This is a genomic window from Desulfovibrio fairfieldensis (assembly GCF_001553605.1).
GTDB lineage: Bacteria > Desulfobacterota > Desulfovibrionia > Desulfovibrionales > Desulfovibrionaceae > Desulfovibrio > Desulfovibrio fairfieldensis.
This window is the reverse complement of sequence record NZ_CP014229.1, coordinates 2,672,958-2,691,323: the sequence shown is the minus strand read 5'-3', so window position 1 is coordinate 2,691,323 and position 18,366 is coordinate 2,672,958. Positions and strand designations below refer to the sequence as shown.

General features: G+C 63.2%; 17 protein-coding genes. 8 read left to right on the top strand and 9 right to left on the bottom strand.

Annotation, left to right across the window (positions count from 1 at the left end; genetic code table 11):
- Nucleotides 1–105 precede the first annotated feature (105 nt).
- From flgL to fliW, 3 genes are all read left to right on the top strand, one after another.
- Nucleotides 106–1,665, top strand: coding sequence for a flagellar hook-associated protein FlgL (gene flgL, locus AXF13_RS11395; RefSeq protein WP_062253383.1), 1,560 nt, complete (start codon nucleotides 106–108; stop codon nucleotides 1,663–1,665).
- 78 nt (nucleotides 1,666–1,743) lie between these two features.
- Nucleotides 1,744–1,983 carry a carbon storage regulator CsrA gene (gene csrA, locus AXF13_RS11390; RefSeq protein WP_008682049.1) on the top strand — a complete coding sequence of 80 codons (240 nt, stop codon included), beginning with the start codon at nucleotides 1,744–1,746 and terminating at the stop codon, nucleotides 1,981–1,983.
- Nucleotides 1,959–2,480: a flagellar assembly protein FliW gene (gene fliW / locus AXF13_RS11385; RefSeq protein ID WP_008682047.1), complete on the top strand. Its 522-nt coding sequence runs from the start codon at nucleotides 1,959–1,961 to the stop codon at nucleotides 2,478–2,480. Before csrA ends, fliW begins: the two co-directional genes overlap by 25 nt.
- 559 nt (nucleotides 2,481–3,039) lie before the next feature.
- Here fliW and dnaJ read toward each other — a convergent pair.
- Nucleotides 3,040–4,155, bottom strand: coding sequence for a molecular chaperone DnaJ (gene dnaJ / locus AXF13_RS11380; RefSeq protein ID WP_062253373.1), 1,116 nt, complete (start codon nucleotides 4,153–4,155; stop codon nucleotides 3,040–3,042).
- Between the two features lie 279 nt (nucleotides 4,156–4,434).
- Nucleotides 4,435–4,674 (bottom strand): DNA-directed RNA polymerase subunit omega, encoded by a 240-nt coding sequence (gene rpoZ, locus AXF13_RS11375; protein ID WP_062253372.1) that lies wholly within the window; start codon nucleotides 4,672–4,674, stop codon nucleotides 4,435–4,437.
- Between the two features lie 287 nt (nucleotides 4,675–4,961).
- On the opposite strand from rpoZ, the gene AXF13_RS11370 reads away from it, so the two are divergent.
- A complete protein-coding gene (locus AXF13_RS11370) occupies nucleotides 4,962–5,741 on the top strand; it encodes a tRNA lysidine(34) synthetase (RefSeq protein WP_062253370.1) in 780 nt (259 codons plus the stop codon).
- A 39-nt stretch (nucleotides 5,742–5,780) separates the two neighbouring features.
- Entirely contained in the window at nucleotides 5,781–5,981 is a 201-nt protein-coding gene (locus AXF13_RS11365; RefSeq protein WP_150116172.1) for a hypothetical protein, read from the top strand.
- Nucleotides 5,982–5,990: 9 nt separating this feature from the next.
- On the opposite strand, the gene AXF13_RS11360 is transcribed toward AXF13_RS11365, so the two are convergent.
- Nucleotides 5,991–6,479: an SMI1/KNR4 family protein gene (locus tag AXF13_RS11360; RefSeq protein WP_062253366.1), complete on the bottom strand. Its 489-nt coding sequence runs from the start codon at nucleotides 6,477–6,479 to the stop codon at nucleotides 5,991–5,993.
- 236 nt (nucleotides 6,480–6,715) lie between these two features.
- Between AXF13_RS11360 and AXF13_RS11355 the strand changes: the two genes are divergently transcribed.
- From AXF13_RS11355 to AXF13_RS11345, 3 genes are all read left to right on the top strand, one after another.
- Complete coding sequence (locus AXF13_RS11355; protein ID WP_062253364.1) at nucleotides 6,716–7,606, top strand: M23 family metallopeptidase; 891 nt, start codon at nucleotides 6,716–6,718, stop codon at nucleotides 7,604–7,606.
- Between the two features lie 305 nt (nucleotides 7,607–7,911).
- Nucleotides 7,912–9,111: a dicarboxylate/amino acid:cation symporter gene (locus AXF13_RS11350; RefSeq protein WP_062253362.1), complete on the top strand. Its 1,200-nt coding sequence runs from the start codon at nucleotides 7,912–7,914 to the stop codon at nucleotides 9,109–9,111.
- 300 nt (nucleotides 9,112–9,411) lie between these two features.
- Nucleotides 9,412–10,698: an L-cysteine desulfidase family protein gene (locus tag AXF13_RS11345; protein WP_062253360.1), complete on the top strand. Its 1,287-nt coding sequence runs from the start codon at nucleotides 9,412–9,414 to the stop codon at nucleotides 10,696–10,698.
- A 158-nt stretch (nucleotides 10,699–10,856) separates the two neighbouring features.
- Here AXF13_RS11345 and AXF13_RS11340 read toward each other — a convergent pair whose 3' ends face one another.
- From AXF13_RS11340 to AXF13_RS11315, 6 genes are all read right to left on the bottom strand, one after another.
- The gene (locus AXF13_RS11340; protein WP_062253358.1) at nucleotides 10,857–11,672 is read right to left on the bottom strand and encodes a dimethyl sulfoxide reductase anchor subunit family protein; all 816 of its coding nucleotides are present in this window, start codon (nucleotides 11,670–11,672) and stop codon (nucleotides 10,857–10,859) included.
- Nucleotides 11,673–11,674: 2 nt separating this feature from the next.
- Nucleotides 11,675–12,304: a DMSO/selenate family reductase complex B subunit gene (locus tag AXF13_RS11335; RefSeq protein ID WP_062253356.1), complete on the bottom strand. Its 630-nt coding sequence runs from the start codon at nucleotides 12,302–12,304 to the stop codon at nucleotides 11,675–11,677.
- A gap of 31 nt (nucleotides 12,305–12,335) precedes the next feature.
- Nucleotides 12,336–14,705 carry a DMSO/selenate family reductase complex A subunit gene (locus AXF13_RS11330; RefSeq protein WP_236887144.1) on the bottom strand — a complete coding sequence of 790 codons (2,370 nt, stop codon included), beginning with the start codon at nucleotides 14,703–14,705 and terminating at the stop codon, nucleotides 12,336–12,338.
- Between the two features lie 325 nt (nucleotides 14,706–15,030).
- Nucleotides 15,031–16,497 carry an Asp-tRNA(Asn)/Glu-tRNA(Gln) amidotransferase subunit GatA gene (gene gatA / locus AXF13_RS11325; RefSeq protein ID WP_062253352.1) on the bottom strand — a complete coding sequence of 489 codons (1,467 nt, stop codon included), beginning with the start codon at nucleotides 16,495–16,497 and terminating at the stop codon, nucleotides 15,031–15,033.
- 10 nt (nucleotides 16,498–16,507) lie between these two features.
- A complete protein-coding gene (gene gatC / locus AXF13_RS11320) occupies nucleotides 16,508–16,804 on the bottom strand; it encodes an Asp-tRNA(Asn)/Glu-tRNA(Gln) amidotransferase subunit GatC (RefSeq protein WP_008682021.1) in 297 nt (98 codons plus the stop codon).
- Between the two features lie 26 nt (nucleotides 16,805–16,830).
- Nucleotides 16,831–18,237: a type 1 periplasmic-binding domain-containing protein gene (locus AXF13_RS11315; RefSeq protein WP_062253350.1), complete on the bottom strand. Its 1,407-nt coding sequence runs from the start codon at nucleotides 18,235–18,237 to the stop codon at nucleotides 16,831–16,833.
- Nucleotides 18,238–18,366 lie beyond the last annotated feature (129 nt).

Here is an 18,366-nt window from a genome sequence, read left to right as displayed (position 1 = left end):
CCGCGAGGATTTGCAGGCGAATCCTCCCCCTCAACTATGTCTTTTAAGGGTGGGCAAAGCCCGCCTGCGGCTGTTTGAGGCGTTAATTACCCCAGTGGAGGGCGTATGGCTATCCGCATTACCCAAAGCATGATGTACAGCGATATGGTCGGCCAGATGCAGAAAAATCTGGCGGCCTATATGGAAAGCAACGAGCAGGGTTCCACCCAGAAGAAGATCAACCGGCCTTCGGACGATCCCGCCGGAGCCTACCGCGTGCTGACCACCCGTGACGACCTCAATGCCACGGCCCAGTACCAGACCAACGTGGATACGGCCCGGGGTTGGCTGGAGCTGGCGGACAGCGTGCTGAGCACCCGGGTCAGCACGCTTTTCCAGGATCTGGAAAGCCTGGCCCAGCAGGCCAGCAATACCGAAATGTCCGCCGAAAACCGCAAACAGATCGGTGAGCGGGTCAAGCAGATTTTCGGTCAGCTTCTCAATCTGTCCAACACGGAATTTGAAGGCAAGAGCCTCTTCGCCGGACACAAATACGACAAGAACGCCTTTGAGCAGGGCCTGGCCCTGACCAGTTGGGACGACAACTGGTCAGGCGACATCAGCCAGGGCAATTACAGCATTCAGGGCGCGTCCGACACGTCCATGATGCTCCAGTTCACCAGCAACGGCAATCTGAGCGACCCGGCTACCTACCGCTGGTCCAAGGACGGCGGCACCACCTGGAACGACGGGACCGTGCAGGTGAATGCGGGGCCTCCGCAGACATACGACATGGTGGCCGACGGCGTCACCGTGACCATGAAGCAGGACATGGCCGTCAATGCGGCGGACGTGGACGCCGGGCCCGGAGCCGAAAACGGCACTCTGGTCTACATCCGGCCCACAGCCGTGTATCAGGGGGACGACAAGGACCCGCCGCCCGAAATGACCGTCATGGGCGGCCAGCAGGGCCTCAGGGCCTCGGCCAGCGGCACGTTCAGCAAGAATATGCTGGTACGCATGGATGAGCCCGCCGCGGGCGTGGACTTGAACACCACGGGAGAGGAATTTACCTGGTCCTACAGCACGGACGGCGGCTCCACCTGGGTCACGGCTAAGGGCCAGACCTCCGGCGGCGGCACGGTGCGCCTGCCCGTGCCCGGCGGCTATATGGATCTGGACGCCACGACGGCGGCCGGGGGCACCACCGTGCCGGCGGGCGCGCAGGTCATGATCCATCCCTCCCGCGCGGATCTGAATTATGAAATCCTCAAGGATACCTATATCTCGGTGAACGGGATAGGCAAGGACATCTTCGGCGGCTATTACCAGGGCAAGCCCGCCATTGAAGGCGATGCCAATGTCTTTGAGGTAGTGGGCAATCTCATTGCCTACTGCGAAAACAACAACGCCACGGGCTGCGGCCAGTCCCTGGCCGCCCTGAAAAAAGCCCACGAGCGCATCACGACCGAGGCGGACCGCTACGGCGGCCTGGAAAACCGCGTGGAAATGGCCGCCGACGTGCTCAGCTTCCAGAAGCTGGACCAACAGGAGCGATTAAGCTATACTGAAGACATTGACCTGACTGAACTGCTGACCAAGCTTACCCGGCAGCAGCTCACGTACCAGACGGTGCTCCAGTCTTCATCCATGATCATGAAATTGAGCCTTGCCAACTATATTTAGAGCGGCGCTCCAGCCTGAAAAAACGGAAGATCAGAAAACCGTGAGCTGCTCCGTGAAAGTACTCCATATGGACAAGCCATGCTGATATTGACGCGACGCCCCGGTGAAAGCCTTTATCTGGGCGAAAACATACGCATAACCGTCCTGGGTATGCAGGGAAAACAGGTCAAACTCGGCCTGGAGGTGCCCGGCGATACCACAGTGTACCGCGAAGAGGTTTACAAGCGGGTCATTGAGGAAAACCGCCGCGCGCTGGCGACAAGCAACGAAGACTTCATGGTGGCAGCTGAACTATGGCACGAGACAAAGAAGAAATAGAGATCGACACCCGTCTTGGACGGCGCCGCATCGATACCGATAAAGTGATCCGCTTCCCCCACGGCCTGGCCGGATTTGAGGGCGAGCGGGATTTCATTCTGCTCCAGATCCGGCCCGAAGCGCCGTTGCTCATCCTGCAAAGCGTGACCGAGCCGCAGGTGGGTCTGCTGGTGGCCGATCCCTACAGCTTCCTGCAATCCTACCCGGTCATGGTGGGGGATGCGGAACAGCAGCTGCTCCAGATCAAACGCATGGAAGACGCGGCCATCCTGGTCACGGTTTCCATCCCGGCCGGAGAGCCGGAAAAGGCGGCCCTCAATCTCACCGGGCCCATCGTCATCAACCACAATGCCCGCATTGGCCTCCAGGTGCCCCAGAGCAGCGAAGGGCCGGCCCAGATCAACATGCATTCGCTCGAACCCATGGAGTCCGCTCCGGCCTCGCCGGAAGAGGAAAACGTGTCCGCCCCGGATTCCGGCACGGCCCCCGGCGCATAGCGCGGCTCCATAGCTCAAACTCCGCGTCGCCCGCGTGCCGCGGTAGCCGTTGGCAAGTCTTTGAGCCGGGCGGATGCCGACGGCCGCGCTAACACGCGGCTTTTCCGATGGGCTGAAACCGGACGTAATTTTTCTGCGAATTCTCATCCAAATGCGGCATTTTTTTCCACGCGCCATAATTCAGGGCCGCCCCCTTACGGGAGCGGCCCTGTGGTTGCTGATAAAGCAATGCATCCATTTCAAACGTGAATTGCTCCGGAAAACTTAGAGAAAATTAACGTTGAGAATTGATATTCTCAACGTTGACACTGCCTTCAGCCTGAGGTGGAAACACGGTCTCGCCTTGGCTTCAGGCGCGGGCGTCTGCTTTCGCAGCAGCCGGAGCAAAGTAACTTTTCAAAGTTACTTTGCTCTAGGGCCTGTTAACGCTATGCCTTTTTGCCCTCCTGCCGCGTCAGATTTCACCTGCTTTTTCGGTCGAGTACCAGAAGAGTACACTCCCTCAAAGCAGGTTTATCTTCCTTGCAGGCGAACAAAAATTCTATAGTGTTAACAGACCCTAATCCAGGCCCATGGCCTTGCTGATTTTCTTGGCGGCTTTTTTGACTTTTTCCAAAGGAGTCTGTTCCCCGGCCTGTTCAAATTCGCGCAACAGTTCTTCCTGTCTGGCGGAAAGGCGGGTGGGGGTGAGCACTTTGACTTCCACCAGCAGGTCGCCGCGCTCTCTGCGGCCGGGGTAGGGCAGGCCTTCGCCCGCCAGGCGCAACAGTGTGCCGCTCTGCACGCCCTTGGGAACTTCCAGGGGCAGGGGGCCGTCGATGCCCGGCACTTCCACCTTGTGGCCCAGGGCGGCCTGCACGAAGCTGATCTCCTGGCTGTAGATCAGGTTCTGGCCCTGGCGCTGCCAGCGTTTGTCCTGCTCCACGGTGAGCACCACGTAGAGGTCGCCGGGAGGGCCGCCGTGCACGCCCGCCTCGCCCTCGCCGCGCACCCGCAGGCGGGTGCCGGTATCCACCCCGGCGGGCACGCGCACCACCAGCTCGCGCGTGTCCGTGACAATGCCTTCACCCCTGCACTTGGCACAGGGCTTGGTGATCATCTGTCCCGTGCCCTGGCAGATCGGGCAGGGCATGGCAATCTGGAAAAAGCCCTGGGAGCGGCGCACCTGGCCCGTGCCGTTGCACTGGCGGCAGCTTTCCACCTTGCTGCCGGGCGCGGCGCCGCTGCCCTTGCAGTCCGGGCAGGTGACGTGTTTGGGCAGGGACAAGGTGATTTCATCGCCCTTGGCCGCCTGGGCGAAACTGACGGTCAGGTTGTAACGCAGATCCGCTCCGGCCATGGCGCGCGGACCGCGCGAAGCCGAGGAAAAGCCGAAGAGATCTCCGAAAATGTCGCTGAAATGGGCGAAAATGTCCTCGGCACTGCCGAAGCCCCCCACGCCGCCGTTGCCCTGCACGCCCGCGTGCCCGAAACGGTCGTAGCGGGCGCGTTTGTCCGGGTCGCGCAGTATGTCGTAAGCCTCGGCGGCCTCCTTGAATCGCTGCTCAGCCTCGTCGTCGCCGGGGTTGTGGTCAGGATGGTATTTCATGGCCATTTTCCGGTAGGCACGTTTGATTTCGTCCTCTCCGGCGGTACGGCTGACGCTCAAAACTTCGTAGTAGTCACGCTGCATCATAATTTTCAGGTGCTTTTGCGTTTAGGGCAATTCACGTTTGAAATAAGTGAATTGTTCTGGTGGCCGCGTAAGCGGACATCCGTGCCCAAGTGCGAGAAAAGACCACGTGTCAGGTTGCTGTCGCCATCCCCGGCACACGGGCGGCATAGAGTTTGAAATGTCACACATTTCAAACGCAAAATGCTGTAGTTCCGGTATGGCGCGCGCCCATGCTGACGTCTGTCCCCCGGCTCGCCGCGCGGACCGGGGGACAGGGGGGGGCACGCGGATCAGACTCCGCTAGCCCTCGGTATTGGGCACGCCCTGTCCGTCGGACAGGGGGTTGTACAGACTTTTGTCGTCCGGCATGACCTTGCCGGCGGCAATTTCACGCAGGGCGGTAACCACTTCCTTGTTGCGCGTTTCCAGCAGGGGTTCATACCCTTCGCGGTACTGGTGTACGCGTTTGATGGCCATCTGCACCAGCAAGAAACGGTTGTCCACACGTTCCTGACAATCTTCCACAGTAATACGGGCCATGCTGCCTCCGTGTCCGGTCGACCCTGACGCGCCGACCGCTGTTCCGGGAAATCCGGTTGAAAAATAATACCGCCCGGCCTGTTGTAAAGAGGGCGGGCGAACGAATGCGCCTGAGTACTAGGGCTTTGCCTGCTGAAATAAGATATGATAGGGGGGGGATTGCGATCTGTCAAGGACCAACCGCCGCCGGACAGTCCGGCGTTTTTCGGAGGAGCCATGCGTTTTGTCTGTCTGTTCGCAGCCATGGAAAAGTCGTCCGTGCCCTCGGGCCAGAGGGAGGATCGCCCGTGAGCCGCGAGAAACGCTCCTTCGCCCAGGAGGTCTGCGTCAAAAGCGCGGGCAAGGCCATGCAGAAAACCGGCATGCTTTGGCCCGGCTGCCGGGTGGGAGTGGCCGTATCCGGCGGCGTGGACAGCTTTGTGCTGCTCAAGACCCTGAAAATCCGCCAGGGTATTGTGCCCTTCCGCTTCGAGCTCATGGCCGTGCACCTCAATCCCGGTTTTGACCCGCACAGTCATGCCGCCCTGCTGCCCTGGCTGGCCCGCGAGGGCATTCCCGCCCATCTGGAGGTGACGGATTATGGGCCGCAGGCCCATTCGGAGCAGAATCTGCGCCGCTCGGCCTGCTTCCGTTGCGCCTGGCTGCGGCGCAAACGCCTGTTCGAACTCTGCGCGCGCTACGGCCTGACCCATCTGGCCCTGGGCCACAACGCCGAGGATCTGGTGGAGACGTTTTTTCTGAATCTCTGCCGCAACGGCCGGGTGGACGGCATGAGCATGTGCGAGCCCTTTTTCAACGGCGGGCTGCGCCTGATCCGGCCGCTTCTGCTGGTGGAAAAGAAGTACATCCTCAAGGCCGCCAGGCAGTGGGAACTGCCGGTCTGGGCCAATGCCTGCCCCTCCGCAGGGCACACGGCGCGCAGCGCCATGGCCGAAACCTTGTCCGGCCTTTACGGCCTGACCAAGGATGCCCGCCGCAGCATATTTAACGGCCTGATCCGCTGGCAGCTGGATAAAAACAGCCTGCCCGAGGAGCCGGACGGCGGAGCGGAGGACGTGGCGCGCTGAGCGGGGACGTCATACGGCGAACATCAGGGGGGAGTGGTCATGCCCGGGTCACGAGACATGGAGATGGCGGCTGCGGCATGTTTCCCGCAACACGCCGGGCGGATTATTGACCTGGCGGGCAATGCCCTCACCGTAAAGGAGAGGGGCGCCGAAAGCGTGCGGATTATCGCGGAAGAGGAGCTGGCGGACGTGCTGGACCGTTATATTCAGATGGGCGACATGCCGCGGAAACCGGCGTGAAGCCCGGATTTAGTCGGAGTACAGGTATTTCACCAGCGTTTTGTTGAAGAAGTTGAACACCCCGTCGGCCATTTTGGTGATGGCCCCGTTGCGCTGCTCCAGATAGTAGACCGCCGGATCGTCAGGCAGCATGAGCAGGCGGTCGCCGGGGTTATAGAGATAAAATTCGCCGATGATCAGGGCGTCCGAGCCGGGCATGACAATGGGCCCGAACTCGGCGGCCTTCACGGACAGGCCCGCCATGGAAACGGCGGCGCAGCGCGTGAGCAGTTCCCTGAGTTCCATGGAAAAACCGAATTCCAGCTTTTTCTCCAAAGCCGCCACCGCCTCCGGGCTGAGACCCGGCGCGGCCTTCAGGTCTTCAAATTCACCCACGGCCGCGTAGAATTCGGGCAACAGAGCCTGCAGGGCCCGCTTCGCCGGGTCTTCGGGGGCGTTGGAAGCGCCGGGAGCGGCGGCAACGGAAGAAGCGGGGGATGTGGGGATATTCTCCGGCATGGGCGTTTTCTCCTTGCTGCGGGTGCGCTGCAACGCAAGCCGCGAAAAGAACCATACACGTCTGCCGCCGCATTGTCAGCAAGGGGAGAGATGCCCGGCGGGGCGGATATCTCTTGAATCGAGGAGTCAGCCGCATGGGCAAAGGATTTGCCGTCCTCCGCGCGTGGCAGGCCCGGAAAATCATTTGCCGCCCGCGCATTGACAGGGGCCGGAGCGCACCCTAAACTATCCGCTTCATGCTGCTCGGCAAATACCACATCGTCATTTTCAAGGAAGGGCGCAGCGGCAGCCGCAATCTGCGGATGCGCGGCTGGTTCGGCTTCACGGCCGGTCTGCTGATCCTGGCCTTGATCGCCTGCAACGTCTGGCTCTGGCGGGCCTGGCTTCAGGCGCGTCATCTGGATGAGAATCTGAACAACGCCCAGCGGGTCATTGAGGAGCAGCGCCGCCAGATCGTCAATCTGGCCGGGCGGATCACCGGCGTCAGCCAGGATTTGCAGCGCGTGCAGCGCTTTGATTCCAAGCTGCGGATGATGATGAACATGGAAAAGGACCCGGCCGAAGTGGGCGGCGCGCCCGGCGATTTTTCGCGCGCCTATCTGCCCCTGCACCGGCAGGAACTGGCCGCGCGCAAGATGCAGGATTTTCTTTCCCACCTTTCCGAATCCGTGCGCCTGGAAGAAGTGCGCCAGCAGGATCTTTTGCGCGCCCTGCGCGAAAACCGCGACGCCCTGGCCTCCATGCCGTCCATCTGGCCGGTGGTGGGCTTTATTTCCTCCAGTTTCGGCGGACGTTCCTCGCCCTTCGGCGGCGGAGGCCAGTTCCACAAGGGCCTGGACATCAGCAACCGCATGGGCACGCCTGTTCTGGCCCCGGCCCAGGGCGCGGTGATCCTGGCCGCGCGCGACGGCGCCTACGGCAACAGCGTGGAAATCAACCACGGCGGCGGCATCGTCACCAAGTACGGGCACATGCAGCGCTGGGCCGTGCAGCCCGGCCAATGGGTCAAGCGCGGCGAGATCATCGGCTACATCGGCATGAGCGGGCGCACCACCGGCCCGCATCTGCATTACGAGGTGCGGCTCAACGGCGTGCCCGTGAATCCCATGCGCTATATTCTGGAGTAGGCCCCGCCTCGGCTTTCATGTCTCCTTATATTTAATGTATAGCTTTGGCTATTGCGGAACAGGGCGGCCCTGGCGTATAGTAAGCAGTACGCTGTCGGCACGGTCCGCGCGTATCCGCGTCCTACAGCATTTTGCGTTTGAAATGTGTACATTTCAAACTCTATGCCGCCCGCGTGCTGCGGAAAACGCGATTTTTCCTTGCACTCGGGCGCGGGTGTCAGCTCACGCGGCCACCAGAGCAATTCACTCTTCAAAGTTGAATTGCCCTTGAGCGTGTATCTTATTCAACCTTGCGGAGGATCAGGATGGCCAAGATCGGTGATGTTTCGCTCATCCTCAAGTTGCTGGCCGGGCTTGTGCTCGGCGCGCTGCTGGGCTTTGTGGCCAATGAGGCCGTCATGGACGTGGTGGTGTCGTTGCGGCATATTTTCGGCCAGATCATTTTCTTCCTGGTGCCGCTGGTCATTGTGGGCTTCATTACCCCGGCCATTGTGCGCCTGGGGCAGAACGCCAGCAAGATCCTGGTGGTGGCCGTCTGCCTGGCCTACGCCTCCTCACTGGGCGCGGCCCTGTTTTCCATGGGCTCGGGCTACCTGGTCATTCCGCACCTGTCCATCGCCACGGAAACGGAGACCCTGCGCAAGCTGCCGGAAATGGTCTTCCGCCTGGACATTCCGCCGCTGTTCAGCGTCATGAGCGCCCTGGTCACGGCCCTGTTCTTCGGCGTGGCCATCGCCTGGACCAAGTCGGAAACCCTGGGCAAGGTCTTTGCCGAACTGGAACGGATCATGACCTGGCTGGTGACGCGGGTGCTGATCCCCATTCTGCCTTTTTTCGTGGGCCTTTCCTTCATGGGCCTGGCCTATGAGGGCTCGCTGACCAAGCATCTGCCCATTTTCGTGACCATGGTGGCTCTGGTGATCCTCGGCCATTTCATCTGGCTGACCGTGCTGTACGGCATCGCCGGGATCGTTTCGGGCCGCAATCCCTCCCAGGTCTTCCGCTATTACACGCCCGCCTATCTTACCGCCGTGGGCACCATGTCCAGCGCCGCCACCCTGCCCGTGGCCCTGGAGTGCGCGCGCCGCTCGCCGGTGCTCAGCCGGACCATGGTGGAATTCATGGTGCCGCTGGGCGCCACCGTGCATCTCTGCGGCTCGGTGCTCACGGAGACCTTTTTCTGTATGACCATCAGCCTGATCCTTTACGGCACCCTGCCCTCGGTGGGCACCATGCTGCTGTTCTGCGTCCTCCTGGGCATTTTCGCCGTGGGCGCGCCCGGCGTGCCCGGCGGCACGGTGGTGGCCTCGCTGGGCATCGTGACCGGCGTGCTGGGCTTTGACCAGACCGGCGTGGCCCTGCTCATCGCCATCTTCGCCCTGCAGGACAGCTTCGGCACGGCCTGCAACGTCACCGGCGACGGCGCTCTGACCCTTATGCTGGACGGCATCTTCAACCGCCACGGCGAATTGGGGCCTTTGCAGCACTCGGGGACTAGTGTTTGATTGCAAAAATTGAGAGCATAAATATGCTCTCAATTTTTACAGGATCGTCAGCGGAAAAGCGTGGTTTTTCGCTGACTCACGGCGGCTATGCCGCCGCAAAACCCGTGGGGTTTTGCGTGTCTAATTTGAAAAATTAGAGTAGCTTAACTTTTAAAGTTAAACTGCTCTGGCGGCCACGAAAGTGGACGCCCGCGCCAGAAGCCAAGGTGGGACCGCGTCCCCGCCGCAGGTTGAGGGCAGCGCAAACTTTGAGAATGTCAATTCTCAAAGTTAATCTGCTCTAGATATCAGGGAGAACGCATGAACCCGTCCAAGCAAGCCTTTCTTGATCTGATCCACCAGGAAGTGGTGCCCGCCCTGGGATGCACCGAGCCCATCGCCGTGGCTCTCACGGCGGCCAAGGCGGCCGAAACCCTGGGAGCCGTGCCGGAGCGCCTCTGTGTGGAGGTCAGCGCCAATCTGCTCAAGAACGGGATGGGCGTCATGGTGCCCGGCACCGGCGAGATGGGCCTGAACATCGCGGCGGCGGCGGGCGCGCTGGGCGGCAAGAGCGCCCTGGGGCTGGAATGCCTGCGGGACCTGACGCCCGCCCAGGTGGACGCGGCCGGGGCCATGCTCAAGGCCGGACGGGTGGAATTGAAGCTGCCGGGCAACGATCTGTTGCTGTACTGCACGGTGACCGCGGCGGCCGCCGGGCATACGGCCAAGGCCGAGTTGCGGGACAGCCACGCCAATATCACCAGAGTCTGGCGCGACGGTGAGCTGATTTTCGAGAAAGAAGATGCCGCCGGGGCGGAAAACCGGAGCGCCGCCGGGGAGGACTGGCCTCTGACCCTGGCCGGCATTTACGAGTTCGCCGCCACGGCCCCGCTGCAGGACATTGCCTTCATTCTGGAGGCCGCGCGCATGAACCGCCAAGTGGCCGAGGAAGGCCTGACCCGCCAGTACGGCCTGGCCGTGGGCAAAAGCATGGACGCCCAGGTGCGGCGGCGCATCCTGGCCGACGACATGCCCACTTTCGCGGTCAAACTCACGGCGGCCGCGGCGGACGCGCGCATGGCCGGGGTGATGATGCCGGTCATGAGCAATTCCGGCAGCGGCAATCAGGGCATCACCTGCACCATGCCGGTGGTGGCCTGCGCCATCCGCCAGGAAAAGAGCGACGAGGAGCTGGCCCGCGCCCTGATCATGAGCCACCTCGCGTCCATCCACATCAAGCACCATCTCGGGCGGCTTTCGGCCCATTGCGGGGCCATGGTGGCGGGCACGGCCGCGGCCTGCGGCATTGCCATGCTGCTGGGAGGCGGGCTGAAGGAAATGGAAATGACCGTGCGCAACATGGTAGGCAACATCGCGGGCATGATCTGCGACGGGGCCAAGAGCTCCTGTGCGCTCAAGGTGGCTTCGGCCGTGGGGGCGGGCATCCAGGCCGTGATGCTGGCCATGGAGGGTTCCGCCGTGCCCGGCAACGAAGGCATCGTGGACGAAGACATTGAAATCTGCATCGCCAATCTGGGGCGTCTGGGCTCCACGGGCATGCGCGAGACGGACAAGGTGATTCTGGACATCATGCTGCATAAAAAATAGCGCCCGCCGACGACGGAGCGCGTGTCATTGAAACAGCCGCCCCTTTGACCCTGCGGTCAAGGGGACGGCTGCTTCTGGTGTTGTGGCGGCGAACGCCTGGGAGTGCTGCGCTTTTTCCGCGTCCGCCGGAGTCGGCGTCTTCCCGGCCTGGGTTCGTTTTACATGCCGAACCAGGTGTACCCGCTGTAAAACAGCATCCGTCCGCAGATCTCCCCGGCCCAGGTCAGGCCGCAAAGGATGCCCGCCCTGACGGCGAGCGGACAGGGGCAGATCCGGGACTCGCCGGAAAGAGCCGCGCGGCAGCCGTTGCGGACCAGCAGCAGGGGGCCGAGGGCCGCTCCGGCCAGCAGAAAAGCCAGGGTCCAGCATTGCAGGACGACATGGTCGGGCATCGGGGAAGCCATCCATTGCAGGGGCAGGACCAGCACGCGCAACCCGAAGGCCAGCACGAGGATCACGGGCTGCCAGCCGGTGGCCAGCCGCCGCGCCGCTTCGGGATCGCGTCGCGCGGCAAGCCCGTTGAGGAACAAGAGGGTCGCCGCGCCCGTCAGCAGGCCTGACGCGAGAAAGGTCCAGAACGTGGCCGCTGAATTCCAGAAGGGCACCGTGGGCAGCGTGTACACCCGGCTCATGACATACACCAGCCCCAGGCCGACGAGTGCGGCCAGCCAGCGAATCCAGGCCCGGCGCGTCACCAGCCAGGCAAGCGTCGCCGCACCGAGCAGGCCCACGAACCAGATTTCACGGCTCAGCCAGGACGTGCCCGCATTGGTGATGGTGTAAAAGCTGACCCAGGGGTCGGAAAGGTGCCCGAGCGAAAACAGCGCCCCGGCGCAGAGCAGCGCGAGGGCGACCCCCCCGGCGATGCGCCCCCGGCCGGTTTCAGGATCGGCAAAGAAGGGGAGCAGCAGCACCATGCCCGCCGAAGCCTGCCCCAGAAGGGTGAAAATAACGAGGCTCAAAGACCCTTCCATGGCTACACCTCCTCGGGATTGCTGATCAGGCCGCCCCGCAGGCCTTCCGTGCTCCCCTGCGGTTTCGCATGGCGGTTGGGGGCGCAGATGAAGTGCGGGCGCGTCAGCTCCGCAGCGGGCAGCGGCGCAATGGGAGCCTGCGCGCCGTAACGCTCGACCAGTTGCCCGTAATCGCCGTAATCCAGCGCCCGGCAGGGACAGGCGGCTACGCAGGCCGGTTTTTTCCCCTGTTCCAGATTGTCCCGGCAGAAATCGCATTTGGTCATTTTTTTTCGCTGCGGATCGAACTGCGGCGCGCCGTATGGGCAATTCCATTCACAATAGCGGCAACCGACGCAACGGCTCTCATCTATGGACACGATGCCGTTTTCATCCTTGTGCATGGCCTGTGTGGGACAGCCGTTGGCGCAGACGGGATTTTCGCAGTGATTGCAGGACAGGGACACATAGTAGGCAAAGACGTTCTGCTCGAAAGCGTCGCCCACGGGCAGCCATTCTCCGCCGGAAAACTCCAGCACCCGCCGCCAGAGAACGCCCGGATTCGCATTGTGCTTGTCGATACAGGCGATCATGCAGGCTTTGCAGCCGGTACAGAGCTCGGAGTTGAAATAAAAAGCCGGATTTTTGATCATCGTGTCATCCTTGGCGCGCATGCCTTGACGCTCAGGCTTTTTCGACCTGGACGAGGTTGGTGTGGTGGGGGTTGCCTTTGGCCAGGGCCGTGGGCAACAGCTTGGTCAGCACGTTGACGCAGCCGTTGGTGTCCTGCCCGGAACTGTCGGGCGTGTGCCACGCGCCTTCCGGCAGGGACACGACGCCGGGCATGATGCGCGGCGTGACCTTGGCCTTGACGAACGACACACCGCGCTCGTTGAAGACTTTCACCCTGTCGCCGAGGCGGATGCCCCGCGCTCCGGCGTCGCGCGGATTGATCCACAGCTCCTGCGGGGCGACCTCCTGCAACCACCAGCAGTTCCCATAAGTGGAGTGCGTGCGCTGTTTGTAGTGATGGCCGATGAGCTGCAGCGGCCAGGTTTTGCGTCCCGGCCCCTCGGGTCCTTCAGGGTTGGGGATGTATTCCGGCAGGGGCGTGATGGCCTGCTCGGGCAGCAGGGTCCAGGTTTTCGCCAGTTCCGCCAGCCGGGGGGAATAGATTTCTATTTTGCCGGACGGGGAAGGCAGCGGATGCGCCTCCGGGTCCTCGCGAAACTCCTTGTAGGCGATGTGGTTTTCAGGAAAATACTTTTTGACGACGCCCATTTTGAAGGCCTCTTCCAGCGTCGGCGGCAGTTCCGGCACCGCCTTGCGGGATTTTTCGTACAGCGCTTCCAGCCACTGGTACTGTGTGCGTCCTTCCGTGAACTGCGTTTCCACGCCCAGTTCCCTGGCCACGCCCGCGCAGATGTCGTAAATGCTGCGGGCCTCTCCCAAGGGTTCTATGCACTTGTTGTCAAAGATGACATAGGCGATGTTGCTGTCGCCGTCCGACGTCCAGTCGTGTTCCTCCAGGTTCATGCAGCTCGGCAGCAGAAAGTCCGCGTAGCGGGCGGAGGGCGTCAGCGTGGTGTCGATGACCACGATAGTCTCGCATTTTTTGTCGTCGGCCAGAATAGGATGCATCTGGTTGATGCCGCCGTGCTGGTTGGTGAGGCAGTTGCCCGCGTAATTCCAGATGAATTTGATTGGCGCGACGAGACGGTCGCGTCCCCGGACGCCCGCGGTGGTCGCGGTCATCCGGGTGTAGTCGTCAATGGCCTGATACCAGTTGAAGCAGGAGATCTCCGTCTTCACCGGGTTTTCCAGCGTCGGGAACAGGGCCATGGGCAGTTTGTATCCGGCGTTTTCCCGCGCGCCGGTATTGCCGCCCCTGATGCCCACGTTGCCGGTAAGCACGGCGAGCATGCCCACGGCGCGGGAGAGGTTCTCGCCGTTGGTGGTCCGCTGCGGCCCCCAGCCCTGGCAGATGAAGCAGGGTTTGGCCCCGGCGATTTCCCTGGCCAGCTTTTCAATGCGCGCCGGAGGAATGCCGGTGATGCGCGAGGCCCAGGCGGGCGTTTTGGGGGTCTTGTCCGGGCCGTGTCCCAGAATGTACGACGCATAGGAGGAACCGGAGGGCGCGCCCTCGGGCAGGGAGGCTTCATCGTAGCCTATGGTGTATTTGGCGAGAAAGGCCTTGTCCACACGGTCTTCGGTTATCATGACGTAGGCCAGGGCCGCGCTGAGCGCCGCGTCCGTGCCGGGGCGGATGGGAATCCACTCGTCGCCCACGGAAACCACGGTGTCGGAATAGCGCGGATCAATGACGATGACCCGCGTATTGCGCGTGAAGCGGGCGTGCTGGAGTGTTTTGGCCTTGCAGCCCGACATGCGGGTTTCCGAGGGATTGTTGCCGAAAAAAACGGCCAGTTCGCTGTTTTCTATATCGGAGAGCGAGTTGCCGTCCACCCAGCCTCCTCCGTACAGATAGGGCATGCCCACCGTGATCTGGCAGGTGGAATAGTCGGAATAATGGTTCAGGTAGCCGCCCACAAGATTCATCAGCCGGGCCACCGCCGTTTGCGCGGGGGGCCAGCTTTTGCCCATGGTGCTGCCGAGCGCGCCGGTGCCGTAGTTGAGATAGACGGATTCGTTTCCGTAGGTGTCGATGGCGCCGCGCAGCCGTTTGCCGATTTCGGCGAAGGCTTCGTCCCAACTGATGCGCTCGAACTTGCCTTCCCCGCGTTTGCCGATCCGGCGCAGGGGGTAGGGAATACGTTCCTTGGCATACACGCGCTGGCGCATGGAACGCCCGCGCGGGCAGGCGCGGAGCTGTTGCAGACCGTATTGGTCGTCGCCGGTATTGTCCGTTTCTATCTGGGTGATGACGCCGTCGCGCACATGCACGCGCAAGGCGCAACGGCTCCCGCAATTCACATTGCAGGAGTTCCAGAGGATTTTCCCCTCTCCCGTGCCCGCTGGGACGGAAGGTTCGGCCAGGGCCTCACCCGCGTTGAAAATTTGTATGGAAAACGGGAAGAACGCCGATGCAAGCACAGCGGTTCCTCCCTTGATGACATCGCGCCGCTTCAAGACATCTTTTTTTTCTGATGACTTGCTGTCTGGCATGGTACCTCCGCAAAATTCGGTACAGTTTAGAGGGGGCCTCGCCAAAGGACGAGGCGGGTCCTCCTCTTTGATACAAGCATTACCGTCCATGCGGGGGGGCGTCCAGGCTTTTGTGGGGGAGATGATCGCCTTATGGTTCCGGCTTCCGCAGCGGCGCGAACCCCGCTTCATGGAATTTGCCGTCACACGAAACAGAGCCCCGCGCGGGAGTTTCGCGCGGGGCTCTGTTCCGTGACCGTGTTCAGAGTAATTTTTACAGCGCGGGCCGCCCGATGCCCGGCAGGGCCCGCTCCAGGGCATGCCCGATGCCCAGAAGGCGGGCTTCGCCGAAGGCCGGGCCGATGAGTTGCAGGCCCACGGGCATCTTGCTTTCCGCGCCCAGGCCCACGGGCAGGGACAGGCCGGGCAGGCCCGCCAGATTCAGGGACAGGGTGTAAGCGTCCATGAGGTAGGCTTGCAGCGGATCGGCGGCATGGCTGCCCAGATCCCAGGCCGTCACCGGCGAGACCGGAGCGCAGAGGACGTCGCACTGTTCCAGGGCGGCCAGGTATTCGTCGCGTATCAGGCGGCGCACCTGAGCGGCCTTGCGGTAATAGGCGTCGTAATAGCCGGAGGAGAGCACATAGGCTCCGAGCATGATCCGGCGTTTGACCTCCTGGCCGAAGCCCTCGGAACGGGATTTGACGTAGAGCTCTTCCAGATTTTTCACGTCCGGGGCGCGGCGGCCGTAGCGCACGCCGTCAAAGCGGGCCAGATTGGAGCTGGCCTCGGCCATGGCGATGATATAGTAGGTGGCGATGGCCGCATCGGTATGCGGCAGGCTCACTTCCACCGGTTCCGCGCCCAGCTCCCGCGCGCGCGCAATGGCCGTTTCGCAGGCCGCGCGCACTTCCGGGGCCAGCCCGTCGCCGAAGAATTCTTTGGGCAGGCCCAGACGCACGCCCTTGAGGTCCGCGCCGTTCCGGGGCAGGGCCGCCGCGTAGTCTTCCACGGGCCGGGGATCGCAGGTGCCGTCGCGCGGGTCGTGTCCGGCGATGACCGAAAGCACGCGAGCGCAGTCTTCCACCGAGCGGGTCAGGGGACCGATCTGGTCCAGGGACGAACCGTAGGCGATGAGCCCGTAGCGGGACACCCTGCCGTAGGTGGGCTTGAGCCCCACGCAGCCGCAGAACGAGGCGGGTTGGCGGATGGAGCCGCCCGTATCCGTGCCCAGCGAGGCGAAGCACTGCCCGGCCGCCACCGAGGCCGCCGAACCGCCGGAGGAGCCGCCCGGCACCTTGGCCGTGTTCCAGGGGTTGCGGGTTTTCTGGTAGGCGGAATTTTCCGTGCCCGAACCCATGGCGAATTCGTCCAGGTTGGCCTTGCCCAGCAGCACGGCTCCGGCCCGGCGCAGCTTTTCCACGGCAAAGGCGTCGTAGATGGGTACAAAACCTTCCAGAATATGCGAACCCGCAGTGGTGGGCAGCCCTTTGGTGGACAGGGCGTCCTTGACGGTCACGGGCACGCCCCAGAGCGTCTGGGCCGGGTCCGGCCCGGCCGCGTCCAGCTCACGGGCGCGCGCCAGCGCGCCCTCCGCGTCCACGCGCAGCATGGCGGCAATCCGGGGTTCCGTGGCCTCCATGCGCGTCAGGCAGGCCCGCGCGGCTTCCACGGCGCTGATTTCCTTTTTCTGCAAAGCCCCGGCAACGGCCGTGAGCGAAAGCGAACAGATCTCGGTCATGTAACTGTCCTTATACGATTCGTGGGACGATGAAGTATTCCCCGTCCGCTTCCGGCGCGTTGGCCAGCACTTCCTCGCGCGAGCGCCGGTTGACGGCCCGGTCCTCGCGGCCCTCGGCCGCGTGCTGCACCGGGCTGTACAAGGGGTCCACATTCTCGGTGTTCACCTGTGCGAGCACATCCATGTAGCCCAGAATGTCCCCGAACTGGCGGGCGAAGAGTTTCTGTTCCTCGTCGCTGACGCGCAGCCGGGAAAGCGCGGCCATGTGCGCCACTTCCTCCCGGCTGATGTTGTTAGGTTCTGCCATGACCAATCCTTATTCCGTGTTCGGTCTCAGCGCCGCGTGGGCAGGCGCAGTTTGTACGAAGGTTGCGGGGTGCTGCTCAGGGGCAGCGCCGACGGCGTCGCGCCGGGTTGGACCGTTCCGCTCTGGTCCGGCGTCTGCCCGGCGGCGGGCGGCAGGCCGGGCACCAGGGGGTTGCCCTCGGCGTCCACGGCGGGCAGGCCCTGCATGCGCAGCGCGGCACGTTGCAGCACGGCGGCGCGGGTTTGCTGGAACTGCCCCAAGTCCAGCGGCGTCATGCCCGAGGGCGAGGCCTGGAAGATGAAGAGCTGCTGGTGGGCCACGCCCGCGCTGTCCCAGGTGATGGGGGCCATGGCCCGGATCATCTGCGCGGCGCGCCCGGCCCTGGCGGTGATTTCCGGCGCGCTCAGGCGTGAATTCAGCCCCAGGTTGACGGCGAAACGGGTGAAATCATAGCCCAGGGCCACCCAGAAGTCGTTGCCCGGCGCCTGCAGGGCGCGCGGGGCACGCGCGGCGTTCCACGCGCCGGGAAACACGGCCAACGCGTATTTTTCCGCATTGGGCACTATCTTGCCGGACAGGCTCTGCTCCCAGAGGGTTGTGCCCAGCAGCACCAGGCGGTCTTCTCCGTTATAGAGCAGGCTGGTTGTCAGCATGTCCATGCTTTTCCAGGAATCGGGCAGGAAGAGGGCCTCAAAGGCGGTCTGGGGCACGGGCGTGCTGCTGCCCTCGGCCTGGGTGGCGTTGATCAGCGGGGCCACGGCGGTACTCCAGGAACTGACGTCCGCCGGATCATAGGAGGCCTTGTGCAGCACCATGTTCTGGCCGGCGAGGCTCTGCTCCAGCATGCCGGTCATGCGCGCGCCGTAGGCGTCCGTGGGATAGAAGGCCCCGTAAGTGCGGATGTTCAGATCGTTTGTGGCAAAGCTGATCAGGGCGTCGATCTGGTCCTGCGGGCTGGGAAAAAAGCGCCAGGCCCGCGCGCCCTCGTCGCCCTGCTCCAGACTGGGCAGGAAGGTGAAAAAGGCCCGTTGGTCCACGGCTCCGGCGGAACGGGCCTGAGCATAGTTGCGGGCCTGCAGCGGTCCGCCCACCACGGCGCATTCCGGGGGCAGGGCCGACAGCCTGCTCAGCCAGTCCGGGGCTTCGGTATTCACGGTTTCCAGACGTATCTTGATGCCGTCGGCGGCCAGTTCCTGACGGGCCAGACCCGCGCCTCGGCTGATCTTGCCGCCGATGGGCGCGTACGGGCCCGAGGCGGGCAGGGCCAGGACCACACAGGGGCCCTGGGCCGCGGCGGGCGTGGCGGGCCTGATCTGCGCGGCATCGCGTTTGCCGAAGGGCATCTGGCAGGCTGCCAGCATGAGCAGCGCGGGCAGGACAAGGGACAGCCGCAGGAAAGCCTGGCGGGGGAAGAACATTGGTTGGACGGACATACGCGCTACCTGCCTGTCCGGTATGAAGGCTGCTTGTGCGGGTCGCCGGGGCCTGAATCAGGGCGCGAATCGGGACGCGGCGCATTGGAGGCCTGTCCCGGAGTATGCGGCGGCCGGGGCTGATCCGGG

What these genes read in the sequence shown, in the direction of transcription:
- AXF13_RS11350 (WP_062253362.1), top strand. Translation starts at nt 7,912, where the DNA reads ATGGCCAAGATCGGTGATGTTTCGCTCATCCTCAAGTTGCTGGCCGGG.
- AXF13_RS11355 (WP_062253364.1), top strand. Translation starts at nt 6,716, where the DNA reads ATGCTGCTCGGCAAATACCACATCGTCATTTTCAAGGAAGGGCGCAGC.
- flgL (WP_062253383.1), top strand. Translation starts at nt 106, where the DNA reads ATGGCTATCCGCATTACCCAAAGCATGATGTACAGCGATATGGTCGGC.
- AXF13_RS11315 (WP_062253350.1), bottom strand. Translation starts at nt 18,237, where the DNA reads ATGTCCGTCCAACCAATGTTCTTCCCCCGCCAGGCTTTCCTGCGGCTG.
- AXF13_RS11340 (WP_062253358.1), bottom strand. Translation starts at nt 11,672, where the DNA reads ATGGAAGGGTCTTTGAGCCTCGTTATTTTCACCCTTCTGGGGCAGGCT.
- csrA (WP_008682049.1), top strand. Translation starts at nt 1,744, where the DNA reads ATGCTGATATTGACGCGACGCCCCGGTGAAAGCCTTTATCTGGGCGAA.
- rpoZ (WP_062253372.1), bottom strand. Translation starts at nt 4,674, where the DNA reads ATGGCCCGTATTACTGTGGAAGATTGTCAGGAACGTGTGGACAACCGT.
- AXF13_RS11345 (WP_062253360.1), top strand. Translation starts at nt 9,412, where the DNA reads ATGAACCCGTCCAAGCAAGCCTTTCTTGATCTGATCCACCAGGAAGTG.
- fliW (WP_008682047.1), top strand. Translation starts at nt 1,959, where the DNA reads ATGGCACGAGACAAAGAAGAAATAGAGATCGACACCCGTCTTGGACGG.
- dnaJ (WP_062253373.1), bottom strand. Translation starts at nt 4,155, where the DNA reads ATGATGCAGCGTGACTACTACGAAGTTTTGAGCGTCAGCCGTACCGCC.
- AXF13_RS11360 (WP_062253366.1), bottom strand. Translation starts at nt 6,479, where the DNA reads ATGCCGGAGAATATCCCCACATCCCCCGCTTCTTCCGTTGCCGCCGCT.
- AXF13_RS11335 (WP_062253356.1), bottom strand. Translation starts at nt 12,304, where the DNA reads ATGATCAAAAATCCGGCTTTTTATTTCAACTCCGAGCTCTGTACCGGC.
- gatC (WP_008682021.1), bottom strand. Translation starts at nt 16,804, where the DNA reads ATGGCAGAACCTAACAACATCAGCCGGGAGGAAGTGGCGCACATGGCC.
- gatA (WP_062253352.1), bottom strand. Translation starts at nt 16,497, where the DNA reads ATGACCGAGATCTGTTCGCTTTCGCTCACGGCCGTTGCCGGGGCTTTG.
- AXF13_RS11365 (WP_150116172.1), top strand. Translation starts at nt 5,781, where the DNA reads ATGCCCGGGTCACGAGACATGGAGATGGCGGCTGCGGCATGTTTCCCG.